Genomic DNA, 15,215 nt, shown 5'->3' on the forward strand with positions numbered 1-15,215 from the left:
TGACTAAATTTAAAGTCAGAAAGCGCGCTGCGCGCGTAGCGCGAGTCAGGCTATTCCACTGTTGCAGATGTAACCTGATCCTGGAATCGCGTAATAAAAAACTGCTACCGAGTGGAGCCACCGACGTGACTTCGCTCTCGCGCTCATCCGTTCTGCCGTCGGCGTACGCATCAAGGCGGCGATGACGTCGTGTTCGATTTCTCCATACGGGTACGGCACGCCGCCACGTCGGATGACGTAGGACGCTTCGCGGTGGACCCGTCCTCAAGAGAGAATAGTGCGGCTGGGAAACATCGCCATTCCAAAGCAGAGTTTTCTGGCACAAAATCAGCTGTACGACTGCGAACATATGGTGTTCAATCTGGAACTGCCTGCCCGAGCACAGGCCGCTTGGCAGCGTTGCCGTCTATCTTGCCTCGCGGCGGGTACGGCGGAAACTGAACGTGGTGGGTCATGAGCAGCGAGCCGAAGCCCGATCGTCCGGGCGGACTTCAGCGGACGCAAGCGCCGCCGAATGTCGAGAATGAAGCTCTGCATGCCGAACGCCGGCAGCTCACCGTGGCATTTATCGACATCGTCGGCTCGACGCCGCTGAGTGAGCGGATCGATCCCGAGGAGTTCTTCGCGGTTATCAGAACTTACCGCGATATCTGCGACGAACAGATTCGCCACTACGGCGGTCATATCGCCAGAATGATTGGTGACGGGTTGCTCGCATTTTTTGGCGTCCCGCAAGCCCATGAAAATGATCCTGAACGCGCGGTCCGCGCCTCTCTGGCGATTTCCGCGGCGATCAAGGAACACAAGTTTCTGCTGTCGGACGGTAGCTTCGTTCGTCTGGGCGTGCGCATCGGGGTAAACACGGGGGTGGTCGTCGTCGGCAGCGTGCCCGGCGAGCCCCCCGATCGACGGGAAGTGTTCGGCAGCTCGGCACATGTCGCTGCCCGCCTGCAAGGACTCGCCAGTGAGAACGGTGTCGTGGTCGGCTCGAGCACTCACGAGCTGACCCGCGGAACGTTCAGCTATGCGCCGCTTGGCCGGCAATCTCTCAAGGGCGTGGAGGAGCCGGTCGAGGCCTGGCGTGCAGAGGCGCTTGCGTCCAGCGAAAGCAGGTTCGACCGAGCCCGGAGGTCGCCTCTCGGCCCAATGATAAACCGAACCAGCGAAGGTGCGTTGCTTGCCGAGATGTGGCAGCAGAGTCTCGCCGGCTCGGGGCAGGTTGGCGTTATTTCCGGTGAACCCGGCATCGGCAAGTCACGTTTGATCCGCCAGTTCCGCAATTCCCTTGATGCGTCTCCACGTGATGTTCTGTCGTTGCAGTGTTCGCCGTTCCACGTCAACACGCCGCTTGCCCCGGAAATCGAGCGGCTCATGCGCGCGACCGGCATCCAGGAGACCGACGACGCGGAACTCGCATTGGCAAAATTGCGTTCGCTTTTGGCAAGAGCCGCCACCGATGTCGAGCAGGCGCTTCGCTACTACGGAGCGGTGCTGTCGATACCCGCATGCTCGGGATACGAGCCCGCGGATTTCGGATCTCCTTCGGAGCGCGAGCGTGGCTTTCAGGTGCTCGTCGATGTTCTTGTCGCCGCCTCGCGCAAGCGGCCGATCCTCGTAATCGTCGAGGACGTCCAATGGATGGACCCGACCACCATCGAACTGCTGGTACGCGTGGTAGCTAACTGTGCTGGCGAGCGGATTATGGCCCTGATCACGCATCGCGATGATTACAGGGCCGACTGGTTGTCAGGCCCGGCAATTCGACGAATTGCCCTGAAAAAGCTGGCATTGTATGAATGCGAGCAGATGGTCGCAGCCATCGCGGGCAGCGATTTCGTGCCGCGCCGGATTACCAGCCAGATCGTGGAACGAACCGACGGCGTGCCACTCTTTGTCGAGGAGTTTACGCGGGCCATCGTCGATTCCGGTGCGGTCCCGCTGGCCGCTGAGAACCCTGTGCCGAGCGGGAAGTTGCCGGATCTGGTGCCGGCAAGTATTCAAGATTCACTGATGGAGCGCCTTGATCGTCTCGGTCCTGCCAAGCGCGTCGCCCAGATCGCCTCTGTTTTCGGAAGGCGCTTCATCTATGAAAGCATTTTCAGCGTGCTTCCAGATAAGGGCCAAGCGCTAAAAGACTCGTTGCGGGCGCTGGAGAGGGCCGGGATTGTGTATCGTAGCGAGGAGTCTCAAGGCACGGTCTTCACGTTCAAGCACGCGATGATACAGGAAGTCGCCTACTCCTCGTTGCTCAAGGAGGAAAGGCGTGAGCTCCACGCCCGCGTCGCATCGTGGCTGCTCCAGGAAGCCGCCATTGGTGAAAGTAGCCAGCCGGCGGTGTTAGGCTATCATTATGCACGCGCAGGCAACATTCCGGAAGCGATCGAGGCCTGGCTTCAGGCGGGCAAATCCGCGCTCCGCCGCTCTGCCACCAAGGAAGCCGTGGCTCATCTTCGCGAAGGCCTCTCGCTGATACCCAAGATGCCGGCGTCACCACGGCGCTTCGAAACTGAAATCGCACTGCAATCCAATTTGGCGATGGCGTACACCGCCAACGCCGGATGGTCCGATCCGAACGTCTATGGCCCCTACAGTCGCGCACTCAAGCTTTGCGCGAGCCATGGCACCATTCGCGAGAAGGCGACGGTGCTGTGGGGAAGCACCATAGCCAAGCTGGTCGACTGCCAGCTCGCCAAGGGCCTCGAACACGCGCAGGATTTCGTCCGGCGGGCGGAAGAGTGGCGCGACGACGAGGCTGCCCTCATGGCCTACACCGCTGCCGTAATTGCCAATTTCTTTCTCGGTCGTCTGGAGCAGGCGAGTGAGCTCGCGGCCCTGGTCAGCGCTCGCTACAATCCGCGTGAGCACGGCAAGCTGGTCCAGATTTACCAGCATGATCCATTGATCGTATCGCTCGTCTATTCCGGACACATCGAATGGTTGTTGGGTCGGCCAGGCCGGGCCAGAGAGTGCTGCGTGACAGCGCGGCAGCTCGCGAACGAGATCGGGCATCCGTTCATGCTGGCTTTTGCCTCCATTCTTGGCGTCTCCGATCACTGGTACGAGGGCGATCTTGCGGCCAACCTTGCCAGCGTAAAGCGCGGTCTGAAGGTCGCTGATGAGTATGGCTATCCGATGTACCGGGTCATCGGCCCATTGTGGGCAACCGCTGCGTTGGCGGCACGAGGCCCCGCGCCGAAAGTGCTCGAACAATTATGCGGCTTGCTCGACAAGCTACCCGCCGAGAATCGGTGCATTCAGATGCCCCTCTATCGAATTCTGCTCGCCACAGAATTCGGACGGATCGGGCAGATAGAAAGGGCTCGAAGCTTCGCTGCTTCGGCTGGGGCTCTGGTAAAGCAAACCGGCGAGCGCTGGGCTGCTCCCGAGATTTATCGGATCCACGGCTCGCTGCTGTGTAGCGAACCATTGCGAGACGACAGGGCTGCCATGCGCTTGTTCAAACGCTCGCTTGCCTCTGCCAGTAAGCTCGGGGCGGTCGGTTGGGAATTGCGCACGGCGATCAGCATCGCGCGCCTCGTCAGCGCCGGCGAGAGCGCATCCGGACGCGCCGAAGCACGAGACCTGCTGATATCGACCCGGGCGAAATTTGCATCCGCGGAAACTTCCCGCGATCTGCGCGAGGCTGATGATCTGGTAAGAGTGTTGAACTAGTGAATCATGCCTTACTGGGGCCCCCGAATGACCCTCGGCCTGTTTGGTCGACTCACATCACAGCGATCCCAAAAAGCGGATCGCCGAGAGGCTCGGCAGGAACGTATAGGCGCCGCCCCGCGTCGAGACAAATTGCGGCAATTCCCGCAGCCGGATCGTGCGGCCGGATTTAAGCGGCAAGTCGAACCAACTCGTGCCGGTACCGTTGGCGCCTACGATCGGATCGTTGGAGCCGGTGATGCGCGGATCCTGAAGACCAAGATTCAGCCAGTCGCAGGACATGGCCTCGAACTGGGCGCCGAGGCTGGCACCAATGAAGTTGCCAAGCAGGCCCCGTTCCGGCTCGGGCTTATCCCGATCACGCTTCGCCGGATCATAGGCTGGTCCATAGGGCATGCCGCGCCGAACAAGGCGCCGGCTGTTATTCGCTACGCGTTGCACGATCTGCCCGCCCCGCGGATTGCTCCGGCGGATATGGGCTCCATAGGGGCAGCGGGACCCATCAACATAGTCAAAATTCGCTTTATTCACGTTGGGATCAGGTGCATCCGCCGACAGTGCCAGCGGCGTGCCATCGCGCCATCGGCCGCACAGGTTGGCGGCGACGACCTCGCGCAAGGCACCATGACGCGACAGGCCTTCGATTGACAGGACTTGGCCGATTTTCGCTTCTGCGCCTTGCGGCAGCAACTCGTCGACTTGCGGGTGCTTGAGCAAATCGGATGCTGCCTGATCGAGATACTCCTCGAATCCGACCACATCCTGCTTCAGCACGCGGAAGGCGTTGAACGTGCCGTTGCGTCCCAACGCCGCGGGTTGAGGAACCCGCCATTTCAGGCCTTCCAAATTGGTCGGATGTCCCAGCAACACGGTGCCGAGCGGGGCCCTGGGTTGTCCGTCAGCATGGCCCTGTGGGTCGTGAACTCCCTCGAATCTTGGTTGCATGATGTTGTCGCGATAACCGAAGTGAACGAAGTCGTCTCGGAAATTATAACCCTCGCGTGTACCGAGCAGCGTCAGGGCGTTTCGGTCGAGGGCGCGCTGCTGGACTTCGTCCAGTTGCCTGACATTTCCCGCGTAGATCGTTGCGATGAGATGGATCCGCCTGGGCTCATCGAAGGGTGATGGCCAGGTTTCCGGCGCGCTCGGCCCGACATCCCCGAGCTTCAAGGCGCGGGCGGTCATGCCCTCGATGAATTCGTTGGGGAACATTTGAAGCGAAGAACTCGGCGTGCCGAGGGCGCGCAGTCCCTCGTAGGTCAGGCCAATGTTGAAACAGGTGTCCGGCTTGGCTGCCCCCCAATTCCCTGTCGTTATCTGCGGAACGCCGTGGTCGCGGCCGGATATGGAGGCGGCGAGCCAGCGCCGGGCGGCGCTGCGATCGGCGACTTCAAGAATGAGGTACCGCACGTGCGGCTTGCGATAGCCACGCAAGATGTTGCCCTGCAGATCAGCGAGGTCGAACATGGTACTCACCAGCCTATCCCCAGTTGTTTGCGAACCTGAGCCACCGAAAATCCGGGATAGGCCCGGTAGCCGCTGCCGAGCGATACGTTCGCGTTGGCGCGAAGCTGCAGGACCATTTTGCGCGGAAGCAGGGTCAGATCGTCATTGACGGGTGATACGGCCCTGTCTCCATTCAAGGCTTCCTGGTCTCTCAAAAATTCGGTGGCGGTGTCCGGCACCTGGTACAGGTCGCGCTCGTGTATCCATTGGATGAACGCGTCGACATTCTCCTCGCAAGGGATCACGTCATCTCCTCCTTCGACGAGGTCGACCACGGCGTTGAACACGCTGCCGATCGTGGCGATAAAGTCACGAATGTAGTTGGTGAAATCTCCGTCATAGACGGAGAACATGCAAATATTGTCGCCGACGATGACAAAGCGCGCGAAGTGCACCGTGCCGACATTGTTCAAGCCGGCATAGATCGCATCCTTGTTTTGCGCGATTGCCAGCGCGGCTTCCGCTCTTCCGATCGGCGACTTGATCTTGAGCGGCATGATCAGATTCATCATGCACTGGACGTTGTCACCGTGCTGGAACGACGGGTGGGGACCGCCGGGCAGAGGCTTCACCGGCGTCAACCGCGCCCAGAGCGGCACCAGTGTCCATGACGCCACGCATTTGAACACGAGGTTCTTGGGCAACCAGTCCACAAAACGATCGAGCAAACCTTCGTCCGTTGGCATCGACTTACCTCCACCTGAGGGGACACCCGCCGCGCATTTCACGCGAGACTTCATAGGCGCCCAGGCGGGCCTCGAGGATGGGATCCCCGGAGACTTCGATGCCGGGCGCGAGACGGCAGGGATTGAAACTGATGCGTTCGCCAGCCGCTTCCTGATCCTCGGGGACCTCGGTGAGCGTAAGGGTACCCATGGCGACCCGGATTCGCGTCCCCGGCCAGGGCTTTGTGGGATCGTCGAGCGCATCGGCCGCTTCGCCGATTGTCATCATCAGCATGAATCGGGCCGGCCACCGCCGCAGGCGGTTTTTAAGCTCCTCGAACAGATATTTGTCGCGCGGCACGGTCTTGGAATCGGTGTTGCGAACGCCTGCGACCGGCTGCCAGGAAAAGCGAACGGGACGGCGAGTTCCATCGGGACCCGTCACCCAGAAGGTGTGGACGGCGTGATAGCTCGCGCGGGCATAGCTCTCCGGTGCGCCGATCAGTGCGACCTGGAATACTCCTAGCTGGGCGAAGCGGTGCCGATTGGCATAACAGAGCGCCCCCGCATCGACATTCCTGGTTTCGTTCGGGTACGGATTGCGAGGGGGCACCTTAAGCCGCAAAATGTCCCAAAGCTTCAGCCACCAGCGTCGTCTTCGATACCGCTCGAGCTTCGCGACCTCGGCGAACTCGAAAAAGTCCTCGACATTGCGGACAAAGAATTCGCCGAGCGTCGTGGCGATCAGATCGCTTCCCCTACCGTCCGAAAGGTGGAAGCGCGTCGCCATTCCCCGAACATCGGACCATCCATCATGTTGCTCCAGCCCCCCCAATCCGTTGGAGAATCTCACCGACACGTCGACGGGCTGTCCGTTGAAGTGCTCTGCGATGCAATAGGTGCGCGCCACGTCCGACGCCACGAACTTGCCCTTCACGCCCATGCCGATGGTGTGAACCGGCCTCCTCGCGGGGACTGGCTCCGGCAGATTGTCGATGATGACCTGGACGAGTCGCTTTGCTACTGATGCATCGACCATGTCCCTCTCCATTATGGACGGACCGCCGAGGGTGCCGTTGGTGCACCCGGTACGTTAGCGTTGTCGATCGAATTCAGCCCATTCACACAAATTACATTCGATCGCCGGTCGGATATGTGATGTCGTTCACAAAGTTAAAACGTTGATATTGGCATCTGGATAAGGGGCCAGTTTTCAGAATCGGTGAAAACGATAAAGCCCCCGCCATATATCGCCAAAAATTATCAGGCCAATTCGCTGTTGGGTTTGTGGTCCGTCCTGTCCGCAGTCCGTTGTTGGGCCAATGCGGAAAACAACCTGCTCGCAGCGAGTATTTCGCATTTTGACCAAACTCGGAGTGCGCCAGGAAGCTGGCAAAGAATAGGAGGTGCAAGTCCCCCACGGGGAAGGTCTAGCCAACCACCCCGACCCCGAGTGATGCACGAGTTTCTGCTCGCGAGGGCAGCCGTGAAGCGTTCACAGGGGAGACCACGGGCCAAGTATTGACCTGCGAAACGGGTCTAATTCCGAGGTGCCGATCTTATTCTGAGAAAGAGAAGGCAACATCTTCCATGGCGTATTGGCTTGCATGGCAAGAACCTCGCGCAGTCGGAGACCTTGTGCACGTGGGGAAGTTCTTTGCGCGGAACCTGGGAGGTCTCATCCGTGCCCGGACGTGTGCCGGGCCGGCTCGGGAAGGCAAAAGCCGCACGCCGAGCATGTACGCGGGTGAGAAGTCGGATGAGGTCGTAGTACCGAGGAAACGACCGAACAAAGGAAGGCAACTTCCGGCGGAGGTCGTGGAGGGAAGGGCCTCACCCGAGGGGAACAGCCGACAGGCGGCCGTGGTTCGGACACTGAGCCGAGCTGCCAAATCGATCCAATTGGCGGCTGTACGCCGGAGCGCATGTGGGTTCAAGCGTGCGTGCCGCCGACGTTCGACCCGAGGGAGGAGCCCGGTGCGTTAGCAGCGCTCGCCGTGATCTGTGCGGGGGGCGAGGAGAAATCCTCGTCCCTACCGCGACCTCCGGGAGCTGTTGCACCTCCCGCCAAGTGAGCCTCCAATGGCGACGCCGGGCGATATAGTGCTGCCGTTCTGCTGCAGCGCGGCCGGGAGCCGCAGAAAATGACTTCACACCCAGTTGACTTCATTCCACGTTAGTTACTTGCACTTCGAAAAGCATCGGGAAAAACTACCTTGCTTCAGGCCTGCGATGGAGACGTCCATGAGCACGAACGAAGCCAACTCTTCCGATCTGGCGTTACGTAATCTAGAAGGCCTGCTTCCCGATTTGGCTGAGTTCTACGAGGATGTGCATTTACACCCCGAGCTATCGATGCATGAGACGCGGACTGCCAAACTCGCTGCGGACCGTCTTCGTGCGGCCGGCTATGAAGTGACGACGGGTGTCGGCAAGACCGGCGTAGTCGGCTTACTTCGGAACGGCGATGGGCCGACCGTCATGCTGCGCGCCGACATGGACGCACTGCCGATCCAGGAAGCGACTGGCCTTCCCTATGCCAGCAAGGCGACGGCCACTGATCGAGAAGGCAATACGGTCCCGGTGTCGCACATGTGCGGGCACGATATGCATGTCACCTGGCTCGCGGGCGCCACCAAGCTGCTTGCGGACGCGCGAACCTCCTGGCGCGGCACCTTGATGGCCGTCTTCCAACCCGCAGAAGAAACGGGGGAAGGCGCACACGCCATGATCGACGACGGTCTGTTCAACCGTTTTCCAAAGCCCGACGTGATCCTCGGCCAGCACGTCATGGTGGGGCCGTCCGGCACCGTTGCCGGGCGCGCGGGTGCCATCACTTCGGCGGCAGACAGTCTGCAAATCCGCCTGTTCGGACGCGGCGCGCATGGCTCGATGCCGCAGGCAAGTATTGATCCCGTGGTGATGGCAGCATCCACGGTAATGCGGCTTCAAACTGTGGTGTCACGCGAGGTGGCTGCCGCCGAAGCCGCCGTTTTGACCGTGGGCGTCCTGCAGGCAGGCACCAAAGAAAATGTTATTCCCGACGAGGCTATCATCAAACTAAATGTGCGGACCTTCGATGCCGGAGTGCGTACGCGCGTGCTGGCCGCGATCGAGCGGATCGCCAACGCCGAGGCGGCCGCCTCGGGCGCGCCCCGACCACCCGAGATCACGACCATCGATCAATATCCGCTCAATGTGAACAATCGAGATGCCACCAAGCGCGTGGTCGACGCATTTCGGGGACATTTCGGCGCAGAGCGCGTCCGGGAAACCGGCCCCGCGCCAGCCAGCGAGGATTTCGGATCGTTCGGAGCCGAATGGCACGTCCCCTCGGTGTTCTGGTTTGTGGGCGGCACGGATCCGGAAGTCTATGCCAAGGCGAAGGAAGCAAACCGGCTCAACGAACTTCCTGTGAACCACAGCCCGAAATTTGCACCCGTTCTCCATCCTACGTTGGAAACCGGTGTCGAGACACTGGTCGTCGCGACCCGCGCGTGGCTGCCGGCGTAGAAACCATACCATTCGGGGAGTCACCTATCTCAGGCATGTTTGCGTCTCTGTCTGCCAGAAGGCCGTATGATGGATAAACTTCCGCTTGTGCTCGACCTGATGGGCACCTTCGTCTTCGCGCTTAGCGGGGCGTTGGCGGGGGTCAAGCGAAAGCTCGATTTGTTCGGCGTTCTGGTGTTGTCATTCGCGGCGGGGAACTCGGGAGGCATCACGCGGGACGTGCTGATAGGTGCGGTTCCTCCCGGCGCTGTCAATGATTGGCGTTATCTGGGCGTGTCGCTCGTTGCTGGAGTGACCACATTCTACTTCTCGCCCCTGATCGTGCGGATGTGGAATCCGGTCCTTTTGTTCGATGCCGCAGGGCTCGCGTTATTCGCCGTGGCTGGTGCGGCAAAGGCACTTGCGTACGGACTAAATCCGGTCATGGCGACAGCGCTCGGCATGGTGACCGGGATCGGCGGCGGCATGGTCCGCGACGTATTGCTGGCCGAAATTCCAACCGTGTTGCGTGCAGAATTTTATGCGGTCGCCGCGCTTGCCGGAGCAGCGGTGGTGGTGATCGGGCACACGCTGCAGCTGCCAGCCGCGCCGGTGACCGCGGTCGCATTGATCCTCTGCTTCTGGCTCCGCGTGATGGCGATCAGGCGAGGCTGGCGGCTACCGGTTGCGAAATTCAATGATCGGCACGATCCGAATGTTGCAAAAGCAGCTTCGAATGATTCCGAAAAATCCTAAGCGCCGGATGCATTCGATGATGGCTGTCCGACGACAGTGCCGCGGAGGGCTTTTAGTCCCTACATCGCTAACGTGATCCGACTTCCGTTGTTGGCACGAAACGGTCATTGCGGTGCAGCCATCGCATGTCCGTTGTCGGAGGCGAAGCGGAAACATGTGCTCGGCGAGAGTATTTCGCCTTTTGACCCAGGCTGTGTAAAAACGCGGCTCCGCATTCCGAATGTCGCTCTCGACCAACCGTGACTGACACCAACGCGGTATCTTTGCTGTTCTGCGTCTCGCGTCAACCTCCTTGCACCTCCGTGCAACGTGGGGCGGCCGTCGGCCCGCGCCTCACGCCTGCATGGCTGCCAGCAATGGCTTGACGCCGACGATGTTCAGCACACGCGTGAGGTTGTAGGCGAGTACGTTCAGCGCCATTTCGGTCGCGACATTGGGCAATCGCTTCATCAGAAAGTGCGTCGCACCCATCCGCATCTTCAGTGTGGCGAACGGATGCTCGACGGTTTCGCGGCGCACACGCATGGCTTGCGGGGTCTGATCGAGCCGCGTCTGCGCGGCCTCGACGACGTGTTCGTGTTCCCAGCGTTTGATACGGCGTTCGTTGGACGTTGTGCACTGATCCTTGAACCGGCAGGTGCGGCACGCCTTCGTCAAGTAAATCCGCATTTTCTGGCCATCTTCATCAGCGGTGAAGTGGTGCGCCAGCTTCTCGCCGGCCGGGCAGCGATAGACATCGTCCTTGGCCAAATAAACAAAATCAGGCTTCCCAAAACGGCCTGCCGACTTGGCGTTCGAGGTTTGCGGCTTGGGCAGCGTGACTGCGACGCCGGCCTGTTCGCAGGCCAGGATTTCCTCACCTTTAAAATAGCCCCGATCCGCAACGACTTCCAAGTTATCGCTGCGCAGCGCGGCTTTCGCCGCCTGCGCCATCGTCGCCAGTTGCGATCTATCGGTGCCGACGTTGGTGACCTCATGCGCGACGATCAGATGGTTCGTGATGTCGACCGCACTTTGCACGTTATAGGCAACCATCCCTGAGCCGCGCCCGCTCGTTGCCATCGAGCGGCAATCGGGATCGGTCAGCGATATCTGCTTGTCGGGCGAGGCGAGCAATGTCTTTTCAATCGCGGCCAGCCGCTTCACTTCTTCGTCGAGCTTCGCCAGCTTTTCCTTAAGCCGTGTCTTGGTAAGCAGCGCTGTTTCCGACGGTTCTTCTCCTGCGGCAGTCTGGCGGTCGGCGGTATCCAGTTGGCTCATGTAGCGTGCCACGCTCTCTTCGATCTGCTTCTGGCGACGTTGGATCTTGCCCTGCGTGAAGTTGTTGTCACGACTGTTCACGGCCTTGAACTTGCTGCCGTCGATGGCAACGCTGGCCTTTGCCAGCAGGCCCATCTTGCGGCACAACTCGACGAAGCGCGCGCAAACCTTCTTGATCGCGGGGCCATTGTCCTTGCGGAAGTCGGCGATGGTTTTGTGATCCGGCGCCAGCCGTCCGGTCAGCCACATCACCTCAACATTGCGGCCGGCCTCGCGCTCCAGCCGCCGGCTCGATTGGACCCGGTTGAGATAGCCGTAAATGTAGAGCTTGAGCATCGGCGAAGGATGGTACGCCGGCCGGCCGGTCGCTGCAGGATCGACCCCTTCAAAGCCCAGATCCCGCAAATCCAGTGCCTCAACGAACACATCGACCGCACGAATAGAATTACTCTCGTCGATCCAATCATCGAGGCATTCCGGCAACAGCGTGGTCTGCTGGCGATCCGCCCCTTGAACGAAACCCTGCATCGCTTCCCCCGCCGATTCAGCAGGAGAAGTATACCATGGGGTTTTCACACAGCCTGGACCCTTAGCGGAAGTAGCACCTTTTGACGAACGGTCTGTCGTTCGCCAAATACCGCGGTCGTGAAACGGCGGTTGTGCGACACCTGAGGATGGTTCTACTGAGCCATACTCCCTCCTGTGTGTACCGAAAACTCAAACCCGGACGATGGTGGGCCCGCAGATCAACCGACATCGCCGCTAGCCATTCGCGTCGGCCGGATGCAGACTGTGCAGCGAAAAAATGTCGATCGGGGGAAACAATGGCTGTTCCTCACCCAGGTGAAGCGGCACACACCAAAGGTCTTCCGGTCGTCGCCACACTGGGCGCACTCGGCGTCGTCTATGGCGACATCGGCACCAGCCCGCTCTATGCCCTGAAGGAGGCGGCCAAGGCCGCCGCCCATGGCGGGGCGATCACGTCACAGGCTGTCCTCGGGGTGGTGTCGCTGATCCTGTGGGCGCTGATCCTGATCATCTCGATCAAATACGCGCTCTTGATCATGCGCGCCGACAACCGCGGCGAAGGCGGCATCGTCGCGCTGCTGGCGCTGCTGTCGGCGCGCAACGCCCAGCCCGGAACGTGGCGGGCTCAGCTACTGATCGTCGGGCTCGTCGGCGCCGCCCTGCTCTACGGCGACGGCGCGATCACGCCGGCGATCTCGGTGCTGAGCGCGATCGAGGGCCTCAAGGTCGATGCGCCGTCGCTGGCGCCGGTCGTGGTACCCGTGACGATCGTCATCCTGATCGGCCTGTTCCTCATGCAGAAGCAGGGCACTGGGGTCATCGGGCAGATCTTCGGGCCGGTGATGGTCGGCTGGTTCGCCATTCTCGCCGCGCTCGGCATCCACGGCATTATCAAGGCGCCGGCGGTGCTGGCAGCGCTGAGCCCGCTCTCCGCGTTCGACTTCCTGATCCACCAGGATTTCCACATCAGCTTCGCCATCCTCGGCGCGGCCTTCCTGGCGGTCACCGGCGGTGAAGCGATGTACGCCGACATGGGCCATTTCGGACGGGTGCCGATCCGGCTCGCCTGGTTTGCAGTTGCGCTGCCGGCGCTGGTGCTGAATTACTTTGGGCAGGCAGCTCTGCTGATCACTGATCCGACCGCGATCGACAATCCCTTCTATCAGCTCGCACCCGATTGGATGCAATTTCCGCTGGTCGCGCTCGCGGCGATTGCCACCGTGATTGCGTCGCAGGCGATCATTTCGGGCGTGTTTTCCTTGACCCAGCAATCGATCCAGCTCGGCTTTCTGCCGCGCATGCACATCAAGCACACCACCAGCCACGCCATCGGCCAGATTTATGTGCCGCTGGTGAACTGGCTGCTCGCCGCCGCGACGCTCGGGGCCGTGATCGGCTTCGGTACATCCGACGCGCTGGCAGGCGCCTACGGCATCGCGGTGTCGCTGCTGATGGCCATCACGACGCTGCTCGCGGCGCTGGTTGCGCTGCAATGGGGTTACCATCCGATCGTCGTCATCCCGGTCAACGGCTTCTTTTTTGTCATCGACCTCATCTTCTTTGCGGCGAATTCGACCAAACTGTTCGAGGGCGGCTGGTTCCCGCTGGTGCTCGCGACCGCCGTGGCATTCGTGATGCTGACCTGGCGGCGCGGTGCCAAGCTGGTCGAGGGGGCCCGCCGCAACTTGCGCCAGCCGGAAGCAGACCTGATCGAGACCGCCACCAGCGGATGCCAGGCGCGACTACCCGGTACCGCTGTGTTTCTTGCATCCGCGGCCAATGGCGTGCCACTCGCGCTGACGCAATTCATCCGGCACAATCACGTGATGCACGAGCGTATTATACTCCTCACTGTCGTTATCGAGGAGACGCCGCGTATCACCGACGAGGATCGGGTGGTTGTGATTGAAGTGATCAAGGGTATTACGCGCGTCATTCTCCACTTCGGCTTCATGGAAAGCAACATCACGATCGCAGCAGGATTTCAGGCCGCCTGCGATCAAGGAAAAATATGCGGCATCGATCCCGCAAAGATCACTTATTATGTCGGCCGCGAGACGATTATCCCGAGTGACGAGATCGTGGGCATGGCAGTATGGCGGGAGACTCTCTTCGCATTTTTGCAGCACAACGCCAAAGGCTCCGCAACCTTCTTCGGCGTGCCCGCGAGACAGTGGTGGAATTTGGCACCGAAATCGAGATTTGAGAGCTTTGGCGAGAACGATCGGACAACAGATCGGCGTTCATTGCCAGGCATGAAGTTGGCCTTTGCTTGAACCCTCGACACGGCAAGCGTCTTCCGGAAACTCTCCCTCGGGGCTCAGGCCCAAAACTCTGCGAACCACCCAGGGCTTTGTAGGCCTCCGGCCTGCCGGAATGAGGACATCGCTTCGTCGTTTGCTGTGGTGCATGAGTCTGGTTGTGGCAGTGCGCCCCGAAGGCGCGGATCACTAGTGGAGGAAGATTCCACCCAGAGAGTTGACGATTGATCTGGTAGCTGACGAGCGGTTCGGCCGGGTAACCGGCAGGGCTGGAGCCTCGTGACAAAGGCCGCTTTTAGGCGGTTGAGCAATCCGGCGGGCCGTAACGTGAGTGAAGCCTGAGCAGGCCTCGAAAGTGACAATGCGGATGCCGACCCTCCTGCCATTTGGGGAAGGCTGTATGAGCGGGGAAGCAATCGACACGCGCACCCGCTTGATCCGCCGGGGTAGTGGGCACGGCACGTCGGAAAGGTGGTTCGGGTAATCGGGGGAGACCCGTCAAGGGTGAGGGTAGCGGCCTCAACGTCGCGAAAGGCGGCGGCCATGGCGGGAGTCGGACGGGGTCGTATGACCGTTGAAGCCGGGTAATGCTGGCTGAGGAAAGGGCCCCGACTTCTGGTGCGCTTTCGAAGATGGCTAGGTCGTGGTGATTGGCGATGAGCCTGCAAACACCATCAAAGACAGGAGCCGCCGGAGATTGCTGTGTCGAGGGGCGAAGGAGAGTTACTCACTGCGCGGAAGCCGCGTGCGGTTAGTTTGCTCTCCGTGTGCCTCACGGTGAAGCCAGTCGGAGAGCCGGATGCCTTAATCGGGCACGTCCGGTTCGATGAGCGGGGATGGGAAACGGAGCGTTGCCGAATGGCCCAAGCTACCGCGCCCATCCTCGACTCTACCGAAACGGACATGGCCGCGCTGGCCGACGATGTCCGCTGTCGGGGGTACAGCGGAAGTCGTCGCTCGACTCGTTGGCATCATCGATGGGTGGCTCGACGCCTTGGTCACAAGTTCGAAAATATTTCGAACGTAGATGATGATTGTCAATGAAGGACCGCTCTTGGCGCGAAGCGGACATGCG

7 protein-coding genes and 1 pseudogene are annotated in these 15,215 nt (G+C 60.7%); 4 read left to right on the forward strand and 4 right to left on the reverse strand.

Annotation, left to right across the window (positions count from 1 at the left end; genetic code table 11):
* The first annotated feature begins 453 nt into the window (after window positions 1–453).
* Window positions 454–3,672 (forward strand): ATP-binding protein, encoded by a 3,219-nt coding sequence (locus B5525_RS19365; RefSeq protein WP_079567437.1) that lies wholly within the window; start codon window positions 454–456, stop codon window positions 3,670–3,672.
* Window positions 3,673–3,729: 57 nt separating this feature from the next.
* Here the strand turns inward: B5525_RS19365 and B5525_RS19370 are convergent, their stop codons facing one another.
* Genes B5525_RS19370 through B5525_RS19380 form a run of 3 tightly spaced genes read right to left on the reverse strand, consistent with a single transcriptional unit; the run spans window position 3,730 to window position 6,882 of the window.
* On the reverse strand, window positions 3,730–5,139 hold the full coding sequence (locus B5525_RS19370) for a Dyp-type peroxidase (protein ID WP_079567438.1): 1,410 nt from the start codon (window positions 5,137–5,139) through the stop codon (window positions 3,730–3,732).
* Between the two features lie 5 nt (window positions 5,140–5,144).
* Complete coding sequence (locus B5525_RS19375) at window positions 5,145–5,906, reverse strand: hypothetical protein (RefSeq protein ID WP_154073312.1); 762 nt, start codon at window positions 5,904–5,906, stop codon at window positions 5,145–5,147.
* A complete protein-coding gene (locus B5525_RS19380; RefSeq protein WP_172899928.1) occupies window positions 5,869–6,882 on the reverse strand; it encodes a catalase in 1,014 nt (337 codons plus the stop codon). Before B5525_RS19380 ends, B5525_RS19375 begins: the two co-directional genes overlap by 38 nt.
* A 1,205-nt stretch (window positions 6,883–8,087) precedes the next feature.
* On the opposite strand from B5525_RS19380, the gene B5525_RS19385 reads away from it, so the two are divergent.
* Window positions 8,088–9,356, forward strand: coding sequence for a M20 family metallopeptidase (locus B5525_RS19385; protein ID WP_079573561.1), 1,269 nt, complete (start codon window positions 8,088–8,090; stop codon window positions 9,354–9,356).
* 69 nt (window positions 9,357–9,425) lie between these two features.
* A complete protein-coding gene (locus B5525_RS19390) occupies window positions 9,426–10,091 on the forward strand; it encodes a trimeric intracellular cation channel family protein (protein WP_079573562.1) in 666 nt (221 codons plus the stop codon).
* Window positions 10,092–10,424: 333 nt separating this feature from the next.
* Here the strand turns inward: B5525_RS19390 and B5525_RS19395 are convergent, their stop codons facing one another.
* Complete coding sequence (locus B5525_RS19395; protein WP_079567441.1) at window positions 10,425–11,879, reverse strand: IS1182 family transposase; 1,455 nt, start codon at window positions 11,877–11,879, stop codon at window positions 10,425–10,427.
* Between the two features lie 296 nt (window positions 11,880–12,175).
* On the opposite strand from B5525_RS19395, the pseudogene B5525_RS19400 reads away from it, so the two are divergent.
* A pseudogene (locus tag B5525_RS19400) lies at window positions 12,176–14,085 on the forward strand (potassium transporter Kup).
* Window positions 14,086–15,215 lie beyond the last annotated feature (1,130 nt).

It is taken from the genome of Bradyrhizobium erythrophlei (genome assembly GCF_900129505.1).
GTDB classification, from domain to species: Bacteria; Pseudomonadota; Alphaproteobacteria; order Rhizobiales; family Xanthobacteraceae; genus Bradyrhizobium; species Bradyrhizobium erythrophlei_D.